Below are 18,786 nucleotides of genomic sequence, written 5' to 3' on the forward strand. Positions count from 1 at the left end.
TGAGCCTCCTTGTAAAAAGAGAGCGCGCTATGCACGCTCTCTCCGGGTGCGGTAAACAACTTTGCTACCGTATTTGTAATGCTTCGTATGCTCGAATTTTCTGTAACGGTGTAGGTGTTTTGGACGCATCCAATGTTGAATCATGCCAAACATCCATTTGTGAGGTGCTTTGCCATCAAGTTTTTGCTTTGCAATGAGCCACGTGGCGCCGATGGGTAACAAGAAGATAGTGTATGATTTTGGAAGGAAGAATAGCAGTGATTTACCCAAAATCCAAAATAGGAGTTCACAGACCACGAATATCCCAATAACACGTAAGTTTGCAGGTATTGGCAGCTTCTTCCCTTCCAGCGCATAGACTACCCAATCTAGGTTCCAAATTTTTGTGTAATTTGAAACCGTGATACGAGGGGATTCATTTTTTTCACTCATAGTTAAGCAACGAAAGTTGTATATACTTTACTGCCAATGGCTTTTACCCATGTCCAGTTCGTGAAGATTGCGATAATGACTGCAATTGCGACAAAACTGATCATTTTCATCCAGTCACGTGTGAAAATAAAATAAACACCAATAGCAAGTAATACCGCAGGGATTAAAGCTTCAATGTTTGTTGACAAACTTGTACCTATCTTCGTTCCAACCCCATCTGCAAAAACTGGCGAGACAATAGAATAAAGTGCGATGGATAGCAATGCAATTTTCAGAGAAATATTTGATTGTTTACGTTTCAACATTGTGAGTTAAAACTCCCTTCGAATACTTGTGTATTATTTAATATATTAATATATGACTATTAGTTTGGGGTCGTTTTTACATTTGGTGAAGGACTCGCAGGAGCTAGAGATCCATAAGGAGATGGTGTTCCTGCTGCAGATGTTAGCGATTGTTGGACTCCATTGGATAACACATACAGTCGCCCATCCTTTTGCGTAACATGAAGATTCCAACTATTCGTAAACGGTTCACTTAGGTCACTCTTCACGATGACAGTTGCCTCAATACGAAAAGTGATAGGCTCCCCCAATTTTGACGGATTCTCATAAACGGAAATCTTGTCCAGACTTTCGTAAGAGAAATCTGATTTTTGAAGAACTTCTGGAGACTTAACGGAATCTGCGTAAAAGTATTTAAGTTGACTTGCATTTCCTTCGTACCAAGATTTCAGGAAGCTATTTGCAAGTTCTTTACTTCTTTTGAGAAGATCACCGTCTCCTACTGTGTTGCCATTTGATGAAGTGTCTACTGTTTCCCCTTTTTGCTGCTCAGAAACGAATCGTGGATATGATTGTATCACTGGACCTTCACTTGCAAGTGTAATCGGAACAACCATATACGTCTTTTTCTGAACAATGGACGGTGTTGTCGTTTTTCCTTGTGCTGCTTGAATCTTGTCTGGTAAAGCCTGAACATCTCGCCAAACGACAACGGTAACATCGACATGAGTAGGATCGATCTGATTAGTGGTGTATATTTCAGTCGATGTAACTTTACTAGAACCTTTAACATCGTAATTCTTTAACCCCATATCAGAATCAATGCCCTTAATAAATTTACCTAAGCGAGTACTGCGTTCTGCTGCAAAGTTTGCATCCCAGCTAAAGTATTCGGTAGCGAAGTCAGCAGAGAACCCTTTAACCGAATCTGAGATATTCGGTGTTGTATCACCATTGATAATTGTTTGGTTAATTGTTCGATTACCCTGTGCAAAGGCAATTGCGCCCTTGAGGAAGAGAAGACTCATAAACACCCAAAAAAATGTTCTAATGATCTTCTTTCCAGCCAATGCTTTTGGAGCTTGTGGCTTAATTGACTTGTCTGGCTTAATCTTTGCTTCTTTTTTAACATCTGTTTCGTTGTCATGTTCAGATTTATTCTTTTTTGAAAAGAAACCCAATGTGTTATCACCTACCCTACCTTAGTGTTGACTCTTCTTGTTTCTACCTCCACCAGTTGCAATGATTCCAAAAAAGAATATCATTACGCCAAGAAGGATGATCGCGTGTTTTGTATCGAAGCCCATGAACCAATTCCAAGATTCAACTACTCTTCCCCATAAGCCGGGTGTTTCTCTCACCACAGCCGCTGATGCCTCATCGATGAGACCTGTAACTTTTTCATGCGAATCATCAATAGCCTTCGGTGTTGGTGCGGCTTTCGGAGAAGGTGTATCCACTATTTGTTTTGAAGGTTCTGGGGCGACCGTCTTCTCTACTGGATCACGGATCATGAGAACGGCCATGATTAATGCCAAAAGGACAGTTACGCTCGCAAAGATAATCCTCTTATTCTTACTCAATCGCTCACCTCCCTCCGAGATGATTATATATATATTAATAATATAACATGTATATATATTAATTAATATATGGCTATTGGAAGCTATCCCCAAATCGTATTCACCATTTTAATCATCTTTACCACCGACGACGAGTCGTAAATGCTAATGCTTAGGATCATTAAGCTTTGGTTTGTTCAGGGTGGATTTGTTTTTTATGGCAGCTATTGCTTCCTTCGTTAATCCCACAAAGCCATATGCCCTCTTTTGTTCAGGTGTTATTTCTTCATACTTCAAGCCATTAACCTCCCCTACTCTTTAGTTGCAGCTTTAAGTCTTTGATCGAAGATATCTCCAATAGTTCTACCTACAATGACACGGTTAGGATCATTTGGCCAAACATCCTTACCTGCTGCGATGATATTTTTTATTCTCGAATCATAGATAGCTTCGGGGACAATAAACGCAATTACTCCGTTCTGCTGCAGAGGTATATCCTTTGATGCATTAATTACGTCTCTATATCTTTTGAGTTTGCTCACAATAGATACTTGCTCTGTCATAAATGGTGAACGTTGAATGGGCTCATTAGATCGATCTAACTCGATATAGAACACTTGTTCTTGTAGTCTAAAAACGGCATCTGGACGAATTTCATTGTTCGTATTCTTATTGGCATAAACTATTAATGCCGGGTGCCAGTCCCAATCTTGAAATTGTTTAGCTCTAATATCGGCCATGTATTTATATCGGAGATCGAGGTAAACTTTACCTAGCTCCCAAAAGTGTTCCTTCTTAGCTCGCTCCATGTCCAATTCCAATTTTGATAACCTGGATTCCTCAAGAACACCAATACGTAATTCAACGATACGTAAACCACGACTCGTTAGATAGTACCAAGTATCTCCGCGGACCCTCTTTCTACTGTGAGCTGGTTTATCCACCTCGTTAGGTAAAATATTCGTCTGTTCGACCAATCCGCCTAAATATAGTTCCCACATTGTCCGCCTCGCTTTTAAGAGTGCTCGGTTCCGATTTTTATTTTCCAATTCAGCTTTAACATCAGGAGCAGCATTTGCGTAATCCTTATAGTAGTCTCCAGGACAATCCAAGAAGAAAACATCAACGAGAGAAAACTGAGGCATACATCTGCAAAAGTACAGATCTACTAATATCCTCCAATCCCTATCCCCTAATCGATTAACTACATCACCAAAAGTATAATCACCTGGCACCCGAACCTTTTTACGGGATCCATCGTTCGACCTACCATTTGAGGGACGAACATTATCTTCTCCACTTTTCAAAGGGCACATCTCCATCCATACTAAACAATTTCGTTCCCCCAATTTTTAATTCTACCGTTTTATCGTGTTAGTCGCGTTTTTGTTTCAGAACTAAACCCAATCATCGCGCGACTTTTTGGCGGAATCACTAGAATTCACATTGCAATGTGCAAGTAGGTAAAGAAACAGATAAAGAAACACATAAGGAAACAATATTAAACATGATAAAGAAACACTTACGAACATGATGAACAAATAGTTTTGAATCAACCATGAACATGATAAAGAGTTTAGTGAAGTAAAAAAACTTCCACTATGTATATAATTTCAATGGACCACATCGCGCGCTTGGGCATCATCCCCCCTTTGTTTCCAATCGTAATACACATTTCCCCATTCAGCAATGCCGTCAAATTGGAATTATGGAATAATGACCGTGAGAAAAAGGGTACACTCTACGGTTTACCCGCAAAGGGGGGGGATACTCCAAAAAGGCTATATATGCGCCATGATACAATTGCTTTCGTATGCTTTTTTGTTTGAATAACATATAAATATGATTTATATAGAATTAAAAATTATTCAAATAGGATTTGACTGTGATTTAAAAACAAAATACAATCAATATAAGAATTGATAGTTTATCCATGGGAGGAAAAAGTATGAAACTTCATTTTTTTGTTGGTAACGATATTGGAAACAGTGAGCATGATGTGTATGTAGATGGAAAATTGATTCGCCAACCAAATGTCTTTGCTGTCGCTGGAAAGCATCCATGGTCTGATGATGAGTTGGACGTTCAGAAGAATTTACATAACCTTTACGATAATTTGGCTGTTTCAATTGTTTCACCAGCAGTACGCACTGGTCTTTATCTTATCGGTCGTCATGCACTTAAAACAGTTGGTGAGAATGTTACAAGCCTGTATGTAAAAGGGAACAACGCGAAATCGGATCAGGAAGTTACTTATGTTAATACTCTTGCAATCATCGCTGCTCGAGCAGTGGAAAAGGCATACTCTAAAAAATCAGATACAGAATCCATTGCGGTTAAGGTAGACATGTCCGCAGCACTTCCAGTAAAGCAACATAGCCCTGCTAATGTCGATAAAATGAAAGCTAAATTTACTAATGGTACTCATAACGTAACCGTACACTTGGGTTTAACAAAAAAGGTAGATGTGAAAATCGATTTTGAATATGTGCAGATCCTTCAAGAAGGAACCCCTCCTGTCTTTTCATTGCAGATGGATAAGGAAGGAAATTGGAGAACGGGTAGTTACGACGGCGACAATCTAAATGATCTTTTCAGTGAGTTTGCAGAGACTTATGGTCTTACTGATATTGATGGTAGCTATCTTGATGGAAAGAATATCTTACACTTAGATCTCGGCGATGGAACTTCAGATACACCGTATACTGTAGGAGATAGAGTGGATAAAGATTTCTGTAGTGGTGTAAACCACGGTGTTGGGCATGCGATTGGGGATGCGATTGAAGATCTAATTTCACTTGCACCACATGTGTTTAATTCAGTTTCGCGTCAACAATATAGCGATATATTGATCAGTCAGTTTTCAAAGCGCCCTCATAAATTTATAGGTGAAGCACTACAAGCGTTCCGGCCACATTGTGAGAACCAAGTAAATCAAATCATCAAACATATTAGTGATCAAATCCTCAAAATCGGTGCGAATGAGATTGATGTTCTTGCTGTGTATGGCGGCGGCAGTATCATTATGCGTGAACAGCTATATCCGAAATTAAAGGAATTAGCGGATAATTCACGGTTTCAACTTCTCTATGTTCCAGCTAATTATGCAGTTACGCTTAATGCTGAAGGATTAGATTATTTTGTACGAAGCGATATTTATAAAGCATTAAAAGCTTCTTCGAACTCCAAAAAAGAAATCGCTGCAGCAGATGAAAAATAGAAAAAATAAGCTAATCTTAAACTCAGGGGGGTGAAAACAATGAAAACTAAGGAGGCTTACCCCGGAAAGCTTATTGCAATGAAACTGAGAGAGGATGAAGAAGCGCAAGTCATGCAGTGGCTCAATTTGCAGGACCAGTATAGTGATTCCATGCGCTACCTCATACAGAAGGAAATTGCAGAAAACGGACTCCGAAATCTTCAACTGCACATCCCGCAAAAGCGATCCATTGATAGCTTAAAATCGCAATTGTCTTCTGTTTCTTTGAACAATACATCAACAACATACTCGTACGTGTCAGCACCCTCCCCCTCCTCCCATCAAAGTATATTGGAGAAGGAAATTGCATCGACATCACAAATACAGAACGAATATGTGGCTGTAAGTCTTACGGGTCAACCTTCTATTCCGGAGTATTATGAACACACGAATCCATCTGCGATCGAACAAAGTAATGTTCCTTCTACTTATGGTAATGTACAAACAATTGCGACATCAGAACTGGGTCTGGCTCAAGATAACGCTGCGGGAAGTCCCATTAAACAAAAAACAAAGGCAGCAAAAAAGTTTGACCCAGATATAACAAACTCATATGCCTAATTAACGAAAAGACGCTACACTTCTCATTCGAGATGTGTAGCGTCTTTTCGTTAATTCTCGCTTCATTGATGCATTTTATGTCAAATGAAAATAATGGTTTAGATTAGATTTGTTGATTCTACGGGGTTTTCTGAATTGCTAAACCGTCAAATCAAAATAATAAGTATTAGACTGACTGATTCCAATATAAAAAACTAGCGGCAGTCTAGGACTTGATTTTCCAGTCCTAGACTGCCTCTAGTTTTTTGAAGTAACGTACCCTGTAGTGTAAAAAATAAATTTACAGTATTATGCCGGCTGCCGTTTCATCGTGTCTAGCATTTTACGTTGTCCATTAACCAACTCAAACTTCCTACCAATTGTAGGGCTCACTGTGGTTGTTCCACGTACTACTGTCTTGCCGACCGCCGTCGTGAGAGCGAGCATTATGCTCGCATATGACCTATTTACTTAGCCGTCACTTCTTTATAAGGAGTAATAACTGTATATCCAGCGTAAATGTTGTCTGCTGTGTCCCAAGGAACCGCTCCTACTCCATCCCATGCAAAATTGGCACTCCATAGATTTTGCATGTACCGCACATCAATATCACGTTTATACCACTTGTTCAACTCTACACCATCCGGCAGACTAAGTCCCGAAGTGAAACGAACATAATGCGTCATTCGAACGATATAATCAGTATTGGATAATTCGGATTGTTTTTTCTGTTTAAATGTCAACGATAGATCAGTCACAAAGAAACTTTCTTCAGTCCATTTTTCATCTTTTACTTCCTTGACATAACGATCAAATAATTTCGGTAGATCTTCAGCTGAGTAATAAACTCCCCCGTATTGAAAGTCTTTACTGTAGTAAGGGCGAATTTTATTTATCCACGAATCTCCAACCGTTCTATAATCAACAGATTCGAACCATCCCATAAAATCAACCATATCATTCATCGCTTGTGTAACCAATTTGGTATCATTAGTGGATGAATTAGGTCCCATTGGATGAATCAAGTAATAGTGATTATTAGACAAAGGAGTACCAGAGTAATGATTAATCGGCAAATTCTTTAACCTTTCAATATCTGCATCTTTATCAATGTATGATTCCAATTGAATTTTGGAGAATTTATGTACGTCGAGTACGCCTTTAAATTTTTCTAACAACTCGCTCAATACCGGTTTCTTATTCTTTGCATTGAGGTAACGCTTAAGCATAACTGTCGCTTCTGCTCTTGTAGCAGAACGATCCACTCTAAACGTCCCATCGTCATAACCACCGAGCTGTTTGCTAATGCGATATAAGGTGCATCTGATAATTTCATTTCGTCTTGATCGTTAAACGGAATATTAATCGCCGGAAGATCCTGAAAACCTGTCAAAATAGCTTTCCAAAGCAGGCTTTCTTGCGCCAAACCTCGAGCGACCATCTTACTGATTTCTAAACGAGTTATATTCTCGTTCGGGCCAAAGCCATTTGGATATTCAGAAGTTACAATGATACCTTTGCCTACCAAACCATTTACCTTGGATTTTGCCCAATGTTCTTTTGTGTCAGCAAAAGCGTTACTCCCACCCTCTGCATCCATCAGATCCGCAAGAACTTTACTGAATTCAGCTCTCGTAATAGTTCCATTTGGCCGAAACGTTCCATCAGGATATCCATCAACCGCCGCTGATTCCACCATGTATGCGATGCCGCTTTGTGCCCAGTGCCCTCCAACATCTTTGAAATCCACTTCTCCGTCAGCAGTTGCCGCAGTTACAGAATGTCCAATACCTAATGCAAATAATACCGTTCCAACGATCAGCGTTTTTTTCATTGTCCCGCTCTGGTGTATGCTATTTCAAATTACATTCTACTAATTTTCACATTCGCACGTAAAGTTTTTAACTATGTTGCCCGTTAGCTTAACTCCATCGATCTACTCCTCACAACTTTACCTACCGTGGTTACTACCAAGCCAACCTTTCCACTGAATACAAATTCATCATGTGAACAAGTCACCTACAATTAGTTGCTCCCTCCCCCTCTCACCCAATCCCTTCGAGTTAAGCTTCTAAAAGATCGAATGAGCTTTCCGTTTAGCATATTGATTGTTAATCATTCGTTGTTTATTCCTTTTTAAAAGTTTGAGACCTCAAGTCCACGTCTAGCCAGAATATGTTGCCAGGAATCTTCTCGAGGAAGTAATCGAAAGTCTTCGAAAACTCTCCTCTCCTTCCTCGAACAGGGTGACAATATCGACGTGGTCAATCTTAGAATTCGGTTAATGCCGTATATGATTTATTCATAGCTATTAATTATTCCAAAGGGTCCCTTTTCGCCTAATGGATTTGTAAAACCGTGATGAAAATTATGATCATACTTTCGGTGGTTGGATGAACGATGCCTAGGTATATTATGAACCGGTTAATAATTAGGATAGTTTATTGCAATAAAGAATCTACTGATATGATCCTGTCTGACCACCAGATAAGGCAACAAATTCATCCTTGATGTCACTGTTAAGGAAAGTTCTCGTCAATATTTTACTGCTTTGTCACTAGCTATTTTAAATTCAATATAAATGTAATTTATAAATGATTCGTAAATCATTTATATCTTTGTTAAATGAAAATTAAAAATGATTTATCACATATATATAATCTTTTATTATTGAATTTATATTGAATATGAATTTATTATAAATATTTAATAAATATATTGTCCACCACTCTTTCACATATGGTTGTTTATAGATGCTCCACAGATGAAGCACAAAAAAGACACTCAAAAATGAGCGCCCAACAATTCTATATATAATTAAACTCCATATTCCTCTTTCAATGCAGCTTCTAGGTTGTCTGTCACATATTTATTAATGAACTTCTCCCTCTCGGCCCAGTTGACTTCTTTCCTGAAGAATCTCTTCGTTGTACGTTCGGTCTCTGGCAACTTCTCCCAAGCCTTAATCGCGTCTTCCTCAACTTTTTTCTCTACTTTATATTTAGTCATTAAATCATTTATTCGTTCGGATTTCTGTTCCTCATTAGACTTTGGAGCAGGAAGCAACGCAGTTGCAGCTGCGATAGCCTCCTTTGTTACATCAGCTTTCATTTTTGTTAGCATATCTTCGAATGTCTTACGTATTGTATCGACATCCATAAGTTGGTCGTTCGATACCCAACCAGGAGGAAATTTCCGTAACTCGTAAACTTGATGTAGTTGTTCAAAAATGATTGCAAGCGTATATCCTTTATCTCGACTCTCTTTAATGTATCTGCCTATCTCTAGATCGAGTTCATCGTAAACTTTTTCACCAGCAATCCTATTTACATAATGAACATGTTTATCCTCTAGTCCTTTGAACCATTGATCAATAGTGTTTGTATGCTTGTCTATTAATTTTGCGAATTCTGATATTTTCCACGCCTTATCCAACTCCACGACAGACCAACTCCTTGTTTATAGGTGAATCATCATGCGTTTTGTAGAACACAAAGGGACTACATACTCTATCTTAATGATACACAAACAATGGAGATACGTCACTACCCTCCTCACTTGTTTGTTCTTAGTGGAGCACGTGTGGATCCCCGGGGAATTATTAAATCATATTGTAGACAACCGGTGTTGCCTATATAATTAACAAACCACAATTGGTTAATAACCAATGTTACACATACAGAAAACAAACCACAATTGGTTAACAAGCAATGTTACACATATAGAAAACAAGTAACTATTGGTTAATAACCAATGTTAAACATATAGAAAATGAGCGACAAATGGTTAATGACCAATGTTACACATATAGATAACAAGCCACAATTGGTAGATAACCAATGTTACACATATGGAAAACAAACCACAATTGGTAGATAACCAATGTTACACATATAGAAAACAAACCACAATTGGTTGACAACTGATGGTGTGCGTATAGAAAACAAACCACACTTGGTTAATAACCAATGCTTCACACATATAGAACATACCACATTTAGTTAATAACAAATGGTTCACATGTGGAAAACAAACAACATTTGGTATATAACCAGTAGAATACATGTAGAGTACAATTTAATCTGGTAGAGCCTAGTAAGGAATTAGTTAAGAAAAATCTGAACTGGATGAGAGTCATCATTGATAAAAGGGTAGTAGAGAGGGAGGGAATTATAGTAGTATATCAATTAGTATATATACATGAATTGGAGTGATGCCGTGTGAAGTACATAGGAATGGTTCTCGGTGGTATATTATCAGCCATTGGTCATATGATTGCATTCATAATTAAAAATGTCTACATTGCAATTCGAAGGTACACTATGGATCCAGCTAATAAAAATACACTTTGGAATATGCAGGCTTTCACTGCGCTCTTCCTATTAATCGCATGCTTTTTGTGGTTAGTGGGAAAATACCAAGATCAATTTTTTGGAGTGGGGGGGACAGTACTATACAGAGCTATTCCTTTATTGATTGCATGTTTCCTTGGCCACATGATTTATTCTTGTCCAATTTTATTTAAGAGTACATACGCAAAACCCATTATTCAAACCTTCTTGAATGCATTAAGCGTCATGGCAGCTGGACAAATCGCTATGAGATTCGTTTCCTTAGAAAAGGGATTAATCATTGAAGCAATTATGTTTATTGGAGTTGTCACATTGACACTGTACTACACACTCTATATAAATATTAACTCTACCATTTTTAATAAACTTAGTCGTGTTGTAGAAGAGGCAGATTTGAAGGATTCATTTAAAAAAACGGAAAAGATGACTAACAGTAGAAACAAAACCAAAGAAACTTCATCGATAGATGGGGATCTGCCGAAAATTGACCATATTGACTTAAATACTAAAGGATGCTTAAGTCATTTGAGATATAATTCGGAAGATTGTAAATTGGAACTGTTTAATACTGTGCCTACTAAGGAACGACAAAGTGAATTGAAAAGGTTGAATAGAAACGACCGTGCACAACATTCACAGATAATAGGAGGAACAGGCGCGGGTAAGACGCTGCTTGCGACAAACCTAATTACACAGGATTTGCTTAATGATTACATAGGCTCAACAATTATTGAACCCAAAGGTTCACTCATTAATCGATTGTCTAATTTTATGGAAAGAACAGGACGCCCATTTCACCGCTTAGACCCAGAATATGAGGATACGGATTGCTTAAATCCATTTTATGTTCCAGAAGGATCGGATATAGAACCAATGGTTGAAGCAAATGTTTCAGCTTTTCACGGTTATCTCGGTCCGGAAGCAGTAGATTACTTTAAAAGTAGAGCAACTAACCTATTACGTGTAGGGATAAAAGCTTTAAAACTAGTAAATGGGAATGATTGTACTTATCTTGATTTAGATAAGCTGATTCAACCTCTTAATGATGATTTTCGTGCAGAAGTGTTATCTGCGCTTATCGGACGAGAAAACCAGGTTCCATTGCTTCTAGAATATTCAAGGAACATGGCAGGTAGTGCCAAGATGCAAGAACATGCGATGCAGACGTATTCGAACCTGTATGATTACTTAAGTGAATTGACAGGAAATAAATACATACAGAGAATTTTCTGTGGCCCATCTACATTCAACATTGACGATGTACTTAAAAATGGAGAAGTGGTACTTGTAAACGGGGCATACGGTACACTTCAAACACTTACGTATATAGTTGGTCGACTTTATATCAACCTGCTTCGCGCAAGTACGTTTAGACGGAACTTAAAAGAAAAGATTAGACCGCATCAATTAACTGTCGATGAGTTAGAAATGTTCGCAGATGAAGAATTCTCGACCTTTCTAGAAATGGCACGTGAATTTGAAGTCTTTGTAAATGTTATTCATCAAGGAAATGTTCAACTAGAAGATGTGAGCGAACGTCTTAGCGTCATGGTAAAACAAAATGCAGTTCAAAAATTCATTCTAGCTGGACTAGACAATGATGACGCTGAGTACTACGCAGACATGATCGGTGAAGAATACCAAATTGGTCAAAGCACTGGTACAGACGAAATGTCGTCTACTGGGTTCAAAACACAGATTAAAGAGGAAAAAAGATACCGAGTGCTTCCGAGTGAAATAACGAGATTAAAAGGATATAATCCAGAGACAGGGGAGGCAGGGGAGTGTCTTTTCAGAGGTGTTCACAATAACGTGCGTATGGATCCAGTGATCGGCCTTGTTTACCCCCTTCCGCGAAAACTGTTCGCACCTTTACAATCAATGAATGCAGCAGCAGAAATTACAAATCAAGAAGAAGGGATAGTCAAAAATGACGATTCGTTAAAATTAGATGATATATTCGTCAAAGCTGAGTCTTTGATCGCAGCTGGAGATGAAATTCAAAATAGAAGAGGTAATAATGAACAGCAACAATTGGAACGGATCAAAGAAAAAGGTAGAAGAGCAAACCAGGAGAATAAAAATCAAGAGAGTATATCATCGAAAGGCGAAGAACAACAACCTAGCAAAGAGAAAATAATACGACATTCAGCCTGGGATGCAAGTGGGGAAGAGAAGGAGGACGAAAAGGAAAATGTAAATAAAGAAAGAACGAATAAAAACGAACTGAGCGGAGATCGAAAGCTAACGCCGGCATCTGTTGGACAATCACTAACCGAATTAGAGCAAAGAATGGCTCTAAGAGCAGAAGAAGCAAGAAAGAAAAAAAGTGAGTCAATTGATTGATGTAACAAAAAAGCCAGCGAATATTTATTCGTTGGCTTTTCTGATGAACAGAAACTAGTCTTCACTCTTAATGTCATTAAATATATCCGTATATTTTTCATATGCATTCCTGCCGAGGGGAGTCAATGAATAGAGTTTTTGTCTACCTGATTTATCGTACTCAGCAATGCCTAAAGCCTCTAACCAACAAACAGCATAATTTAATTCCCCGCGTCTGACTCCACTTTTCAAAGATAAATCTTCTTTATTCCAATCTTTTTTAGAGAGTGCCTGCATGATGAGTTTTGGCCCATTAGGGAGATTTTTTATCATCTGTTCTAGATATGGTTGAAGGGAGCCCTCAATATTAAAGTCGAATGACGCCATAACGTCAAATTCACCCTTTCTTTGTTGTAATACATAATAACTAATTAACTAATATATATAATAGCATATATATATTAATTTACACATATCAATGTTTACCAAATTGTGTGGAATATACATGAGGAACGAATGAATTATTTATTGAACTTAAATATTAATTCCATCAATATACATTTTTGTTGTTAATAACTTAAACATAAACGTTAAAAACTGAACATATAAAAACTATTTATATAAATGATATAAAATAACATTTATATATAATTAAAATCTAAACTTCAATTCGCATTGAATTATTACAATAATGAATAGGAAAACTTATCAATAAAGATTTTGAAAAAAAAACACATCAGGTTTATAATCATACTAAAAATTGAGTAGAAGAGGGGGATTACATGCATCATTTCTTTGATCCATCAGTCCTACCGGTTACGATTACAGATTTGGAAGGTAATATTCTCTATGTTCGAACAAAAGGTCTTTATCATTATGGATATCCTGATATTATTGCTGAACAGGAGGGATATGAAGCCGAACAGTTGCTTCTAGATATACTGGATCGTATTTTTAGTCTCGAATTCAATATTAACACTACTTGGAACTATAACGGTAAACTCTTCAAATTAGAAGTAAGATCGGATGGACTTGCACATATCGTTTATCCTGAGATTGATGAAGCGCGCATTATTACAATTTTAGACCCAACCTCAGGAACTCCAATTAAGTACTTATCAAAGGGACTCCAAAATCTATATAATCATCCAGAGGTAGAAGTTAGCGGCAATATCATTTATGGCAAGGAAATTTTGGGTTATCTTATTGATCAAGTAAAGGATGGGGTGCTGTATGATCTTGATACAGTAATTACGTTAGAAGAAAAGGTTTACTTGATTATTCAAACGGCAGATCGATTAGGCAATCCATTATTGAAAATAAAGATGCCTCAAACTGAATCTGAAAATGCGAAATTTTTAAGAACGCCGCACAAACGAAGAATAGCTCATCTGTCTAGGATAAAATAATAAACCTTCTCTTTCAGATTGTCGTATAGTAATATATGTATATATATATGTTAATTAATATATTAGCATATATGAAAAATTTTAAATGCGCTATTATTCTGCGAGAAAGGAATAATCAATGGGGAAAGAACCGCCAAATATTATTCGTGAATTGGAATTTGTGCTAACACATCCTTCATGTAACGAGAGAGTTCTCGATAGGTTTTATAACAACTGGCTATTAGTGTATGAAACAGTTCCTTTGTTCTCAATCGTCGATTACATGCGTAAAGAAAAACCAAAATTGCTCTTCGAATGGTCGAAGATAAACAAAACGATTCATTCACTTTTAATCGAAATCGATCCCAATATAGAAGATAATAATGAGATGAATAAGAACAAAATCACAATTTACATCGATCTTACCGACCAATTACCAACAAAGAACGGAATCTATAAAGTAATATGGAAACCGGAGATGGAAGAATCCATTGTTACAGCTCACTTTAAATCAAAGACATTGATAGTCATAGAAAAGAAAGATAATAAGGTGATGACTCTCGTCGGTATAAGTCACATTGAAGATAACGAATACAATCTATTTGTAAAAAGGAGAGGTATATAAAATGAATGAAGCTCTAATCGTAAATCCAATGCAAGAGTATAAATCATCACTTCGACGCAAACAACTCCACCAGGGACTTGTAATCGGAATCGAAGTTCATAGTCCTTTTGGAATACCAATGCAATGTGCTCTTGTTAAGCTGAACAGCGGACTAAAAGGATTGATTTACGAAGATCAATTTGATCGCCGTAAGTATCGTTCACTTCTTGGGTTTATGGATCATACGGTTGATTTCATGGTGCTGGATGTTAAAAAGCTAGGTCATGACGAAAACAAGATTAATGTGTTTAATGAAGAAAAAGGGATCGTCCTGCTCTCACGTGTACAAGCATTAGATGAGCTGCAGGAGGAATTCTGGGAAACGGCATTATTGAATCACATTGTAACTGGACAAGTCTCTGGTTTTGAAGATGAACGTATCTATATCCGCATAAAAGGTGTTATCTGCGTAATGCCGATTCAGGACTATGAATACGATTGGACAGTATCCGGCAAGAAAGTCGTACCAATCGGTACTGAGTTAACGGTAAAAATTACTCATATTGATAGACAAAAGAAACAGGTCAGAGTCTCACGCAAAGAACTTATGGAAGATCCTTGGCTTCGAGTTCACGAAAAATTTGGGGTCGAAAACTTTTATTCCGGAATAGTTACTGGTGTAGTGCAAGATGTAGGTATATTCGTTAAATTGGAACCAGGCGTTGAAGCACTTGCATGGTTTCCACTCGAAAAAAAGATGCCACGCGACGGAGTACTCATGGGTAAAACATGCACGGTTCGTATCAAGAACGTTAGTGCAAGAAACAAAAAAATTGGTGTGAAAATCGTCGCATTCCCGCATGAACTCTAATAGAGAGAAGGACGACGCGCTATGGATAATTTAGTTTCACCTTTAATAAAACCGCTGCAAAGCAATGTTATACCCTATAAACCCTTAATGGACGATCCTTATGCTTATATTACAGACATAAGTGAACTTCCCCATCACGCGTATCAATACATTGCAGGGAAAGTCGAGCAGAACTGGATCACAGAACGAGATATCGAAATAATTAAATTTATTTATGTCCATCGTTATGTGACAACTAGCCAAATTGGTCGACTGTACTTTACGGAAACAGAACGTGAACGGTCCGTAACGGCAAGAATGGTTCGACTGGTGAAATATGGCCTATTACGGAAGGTGAAGTGGTCAAGTTATACCCAGTCCTCTAGAAACAGACCTAGCCTTTACGAGCTTGGTGATAGTGGAGCAGATATTTTAAAATACAAATTCGGTGTTTTCTTAGGTCAACGGGATCCGAGAAATTCAAAGCCAACATCCATGCTATTTCGAATGAAATACATAGCAAGTAATGAACTCTACATACATTTGCGTAACTCTTTTGACCTTGTTCATTTTGAATTTCACCCATCACTAAGAATGAAGGACGAACATGTTGTACCTACGGCTAAGTATTATCTGCGAAGCCCAAGGGGAAGGGAAATGCCTTTTTACTTGATTTGCCACAGAGAAGAAGAGAAATGGTTGAAAACTATTCGCTTTCAAGCCAGCTTCTTCAGAGAATACATAACTACTGTAGAGAAGGAAACGACGCTCGTCATTCTCGTTTCATCAGATGATAAAGCATTACTAGCGAGCAAGATCATAGAACAGGAAGGAGCAAATAGATTTACATGGTTTGTTACAGACAAGGATTTGAACGACTACAACGTTGATATACGTCAGGCTTTTTTCTTCTATGAAAACGGTGAAAAAACATACTACAATCTAAGTTAATTAAGAAGTGAGTGAGGGGCTAAACATAAAATGAAATTGCAGTTACTCACGAATGATCGGCAGCACGAAATTCTTACACATGTCATGAAACGGTTTAACGAAGTCTGCAATCATATTAGCAATGTAGGATTTCAAACAAAAACACATCGCAACAAGATTAAGCTATCAAAGAAATGCTATAAAGAAATTAGGTCCATTTATAATGTACCAGCATAATGGTAGTGAGAGCTATTGGCAAAGTAATGGAAGGATATAAACCTGGATCTAAGACGGAACTGAGATTCGGTGAGAACACATCAGTGTTTACGACAGACGGTTACTTAGGTTTAAAATGGATGAATCATGTCTCGATATCAACCTTAGACGGAAGGATAGAACTTCCTTCTCGCGTCACTGGTTATCGCGGCGGAATTTACGACCGCCGAGTCCCTGGACAGGCAGACCTGATTCTGCTGGACAAAAACTTCTACCTTTGAACGTCGACTTACCTGAAGATTCAAACATTACGACCATGGAATTCGCTGATGTTGCAACGCAAAAAACTTGTATATCAATATATATACATATATGAAAGACGGGTTCGCCAATGAAAAGACTATTCCTGGTGTATGACGATAAAGATTTTGCGGAATGGGTTATGGAAGAGCTTGCTGAATATGGGCGTTTTGTAAGAAACTTTGAATCACTCGACTTTTTTATACCGCAATGGAATACTGCAGGTGCATCGGACGTCGTAATCCTGCCAGAAACCATTATAAAGTCTGATAATTCATTTTTGAATATATATCAAACAGTAAAACGGGAATCGCCTGAAACACTGTTTCTATTAATATATCATCGCGAAAAAGACGCCTTAATACAAAGACTTATCGATGATGGCAATGTCTGCATAAGTTATGCAGAATTGGATACTGGTTTATTGGAAACACGGTTAATAAATGTTTCGAAAAACTCAGCCGCGCCAAATATATCAATTGATACTCCTGTTTCATTAATTAGGAACGTGAATAATTCCGATAGTCATTCGGCTTTAGCATCTGAGTTATTATCCCGTTCAACTGAAAACAAAGATGAAAAATCCACTAATAGTAATATAGATGAACAGATTAACCAAGTTAATCAAAATAATAAAGAGAGCTCTGAATTAACAACGGAATCCGAATTAGGAACTAACACGTCAAATCCAACTCTCGATGTCAAAACCAGACAAGGTAAAACTATTGGCGGATCCGTACCTAAAAAACATAGATCTCAAGAAGAGCAAAAAGCGAAGCTTCAGAGGATAAAAGAAAGAATCGTCATTGAGGAGAAAATAGTTACTGTCCATGTACCGGTTCATTACAATTCAACGCTTGTTTCGATTGTAAGTCTATATCCAAGAGCTGGGGCCTCATTTATTACAACTAACTTTGCAAGAATGCTTGGTGAAAATAAAGTCCCAGTTGCTGTGTTTGAACCAGTACTTGAGTCGGTAGGATCCACTATTTATGAAATGTTGTACGGTGATAAAAATGCCCCGAAAGAGTGGAAGTCATGGGCGGAACAGCTACAAACCGAAGGATATATTTCTCATAACTTTAATTGGAATTATCAAGGTGTAAATTGGATACCAGCAAGCATTCAATCCACTACAAATTGGACAGAAGAGAATACAATGCAATTGTTGTTGGCTGCAAAACGGTTCCCTGTTACTTTATGTGATATATCGTCAAATTACCATGAGACACAATGCAAAAAAATATTAAGTATGTCAGACGAAATTTGGCTTGTGATTGATGCAGACCCAATCCAACTAATACACCATAGCAAGAATATTGAAAGATTTAAAAATGATTATCCAGGAAAACAATTTAAGATTATTGGTAATAAGTGGAGCAGCGGCATTAAACAGAAGGAATGGAAGGGAGTTGTCCATTTCCCAGTCATCTCTCAAATACCAGATCTTGGATCATCAATAGTAGCAATGTTATGGGATGGTAGGGTGGCATGGGATGACTCAAAATCGAAAAACCTGTTACACGCTCATTTTAAGCCATTAGCTCGAACTGTATTACCCAAAGAAATGTATAGCATTATGAAAAAACAGTATGGCTTTGTGGCTAAAATAACCAATATTCTGGGGAAAATGAAATCTCTAGAAGATGAAGCGGAAAAAGATAATGTTATCGGATAACAAAGTACAAGAAGTCGGACGGTTTACAACTATTAGATTACAATCTAGGCATAATTTTAGGGTAGG

The 18,786-nt window shown here is 37.7% G+C and carries 18 protein-coding genes; 8 read left to right on the forward strand and 10 right to left on the reverse strand.

Annotated features, from left to right (window positions below; all coding sequences use genetic code 11):
* Positions 1-27 precede the first annotated feature (27 nt).
* The 6 genes from AC58QO_RS27965 to AC58QO_RS27990 form a co-directional block, all read right to left on the reverse strand.
* Positions 28-432, reverse strand: a complete 405-nt coding sequence (locus AC58QO_RS27965; RefSeq protein ID WP_497271370.1) for a TcpE family conjugal transfer membrane protein — start codon at positions 430-432, stop codon at positions 28-30.
* Positions 433-434: 2 nt separating this feature from the next.
* A complete protein-coding gene (locus AC58QO_RS27970; RefSeq protein ID WP_497271372.1) occupies positions 435-737 on the reverse strand; it encodes a hypothetical protein in 303 nt (100 codons plus the stop codon).
* Between the two features lie 59 nt (positions 738-796).
* Positions 797-1,897 (reverse strand): conjugal transfer protein, encoded by a 1,101-nt coding sequence (locus AC58QO_RS27975; protein WP_497271374.1) that lies wholly within the window; start codon positions 1,895-1,897, stop codon positions 797-799.
* A 21-nt stretch (positions 1,898-1,918) separates the two neighbouring features.
* Positions 1,919-2,299: a hypothetical protein gene (locus AC58QO_RS27980; protein ID WP_497271376.1), complete on the reverse strand. Its 381-nt coding sequence runs from the start codon at positions 2,297-2,299 to the stop codon at positions 1,919-1,921.
* A 144-nt stretch (positions 2,300-2,443) separates the two neighbouring features.
* Positions 2,444-2,575: a hypothetical protein gene (locus AC58QO_RS27985; RefSeq protein ID WP_497271378.1), complete on the reverse strand. Its 132-nt coding sequence runs from the start codon at positions 2,573-2,575 to the stop codon at positions 2,444-2,446.
* A 14-nt stretch (positions 2,576-2,589) separates the two neighbouring features.
* Positions 2,590-3,585, reverse strand: a complete 996-nt coding sequence (locus AC58QO_RS27990; protein WP_497271380.1) for a replication-relaxation family protein — start codon at positions 3,583-3,585, stop codon at positions 2,590-2,592.
* Positions 3,586-4,226: 641 nt separating this feature from the next.
* On the opposite strand from AC58QO_RS27990, the gene AC58QO_RS27995 reads away from it, so the two are divergent.
* Positions 4,227-5,498 carry a ParM/StbA family protein gene (locus tag AC58QO_RS27995; protein ID WP_497271382.1) on the forward strand — a complete coding sequence of 424 codons (1,272 nt, stop codon included), beginning with the start codon at positions 4,227-4,229 and terminating at the stop codon, positions 5,496-5,498.
* 39 nt (positions 5,499-5,537) lie between these two features.
* Positions 5,538-6,098: a hypothetical protein gene (locus tag AC58QO_RS28000; RefSeq protein ID WP_497271384.1), complete on the forward strand. Its 561-nt coding sequence runs from the start codon at positions 5,538-5,540 to the stop codon at positions 6,096-6,098.
* Between the two features lie 446 nt (positions 6,099-6,544).
* Here AC58QO_RS28000 and AC58QO_RS28005 read toward each other — a convergent pair whose 3' ends face one another.
* The 3 genes from AC58QO_RS28005 to AC58QO_RS28015 form a co-directional block, all read right to left on the reverse strand.
* Complete coding sequence (locus AC58QO_RS28005; protein ID WP_497271386.1) at positions 6,545-7,342, reverse strand: hypothetical protein; 798 nt, start codon at positions 7,340-7,342, stop codon at positions 6,545-6,547.
* Positions 7,261-7,911 (reverse strand): S-layer homology domain-containing protein, encoded by a 651-nt coding sequence (locus AC58QO_RS28010; RefSeq protein ID WP_497271388.1) that lies wholly within the window; start codon positions 7,909-7,911, stop codon positions 7,261-7,263. The genes AC58QO_RS28005 and AC58QO_RS28010 overlap by 82 nt, the downstream gene beginning before the upstream one ends.
* Positions 7,912-8,894: 983 nt before the next feature.
* Positions 8,895-9,518, reverse strand: coding sequence for a hypothetical protein (locus AC58QO_RS28015; protein ID WP_497271390.1), 624 nt, complete (start codon positions 9,516-9,518; stop codon positions 8,895-8,897).
* Positions 9,519-10,297: 779 nt separating this feature from the next.
* Between AC58QO_RS28015 and AC58QO_RS28020 the strand changes: the two genes are divergently transcribed.
* On the forward strand, positions 10,298-12,775 hold the full coding sequence (locus AC58QO_RS28020; protein WP_497271392.1) for a type IV secretory system conjugative DNA transfer family protein: 2,478 nt from the start codon (positions 10,298-10,300) through the stop codon (positions 12,773-12,775).
* 54 nt (positions 12,776-12,829) lie between these two features.
* Here the strand turns inward: AC58QO_RS28020 and AC58QO_RS28025 are convergent, their stop codons facing one another.
* Positions 12,830-13,141: a hypothetical protein gene (locus AC58QO_RS28025; RefSeq protein ID WP_497271394.1), complete on the reverse strand. Its 312-nt coding sequence runs from the start codon at positions 13,139-13,141 to the stop codon at positions 12,830-12,832.
* 395 nt (positions 13,142-13,536) lie between these two features.
* On the opposite strand from AC58QO_RS28025, the gene AC58QO_RS28030 reads away from it, so the two are divergent.
* From AC58QO_RS28030 to AC58QO_RS28050, 5 genes are all read left to right on the forward strand, one after another.
* Complete coding sequence (locus tag AC58QO_RS28030) at positions 13,537-14,163, forward strand: hypothetical protein (RefSeq protein ID WP_497271395.1); 627 nt, start codon at positions 13,537-13,539, stop codon at positions 14,161-14,163.
* Between the two features lie 118 nt (positions 14,164-14,281).
* Positions 14,282-14,767, forward strand: a complete 486-nt coding sequence (locus AC58QO_RS28035) for a hypothetical protein (RefSeq protein ID WP_497271397.1) — start codon at positions 14,282-14,284, stop codon at positions 14,765-14,767.
* A 1-nt stretch (position 14,768) separates the two neighbouring features.
* Positions 14,769-15,617 carry a S1 RNA-binding domain-containing protein gene (locus tag AC58QO_RS28040; RefSeq protein WP_497271399.1) on the forward strand — a complete coding sequence of 283 codons (849 nt, stop codon included), beginning with the start codon at positions 14,769-14,771 and terminating at the stop codon, positions 15,615-15,617.
* A 21-nt stretch (positions 15,618-15,638) separates the two neighbouring features.
* A complete protein-coding gene (locus AC58QO_RS28045) occupies positions 15,639-16,547 on the forward strand; it encodes a replication-relaxation family protein (protein ID WP_497271400.1) in 909 nt (302 codons plus the stop codon).
* Positions 16,548-17,133: 586 nt separating this feature from the next.
* Positions 17,134-18,720 (forward strand): CpaE/TadZ family protein, encoded by a 1,587-nt coding sequence (locus AC58QO_RS28050; RefSeq protein WP_497271402.1) that lies wholly within the window; start codon positions 17,134-17,136, stop codon positions 18,718-18,720.
* The last annotated feature ends 66 nt before the right edge of the window (positions 18,721-18,786 follow it).

The organism is Paenibacillus sp. J31R30 (assembly GCF_059692115.1).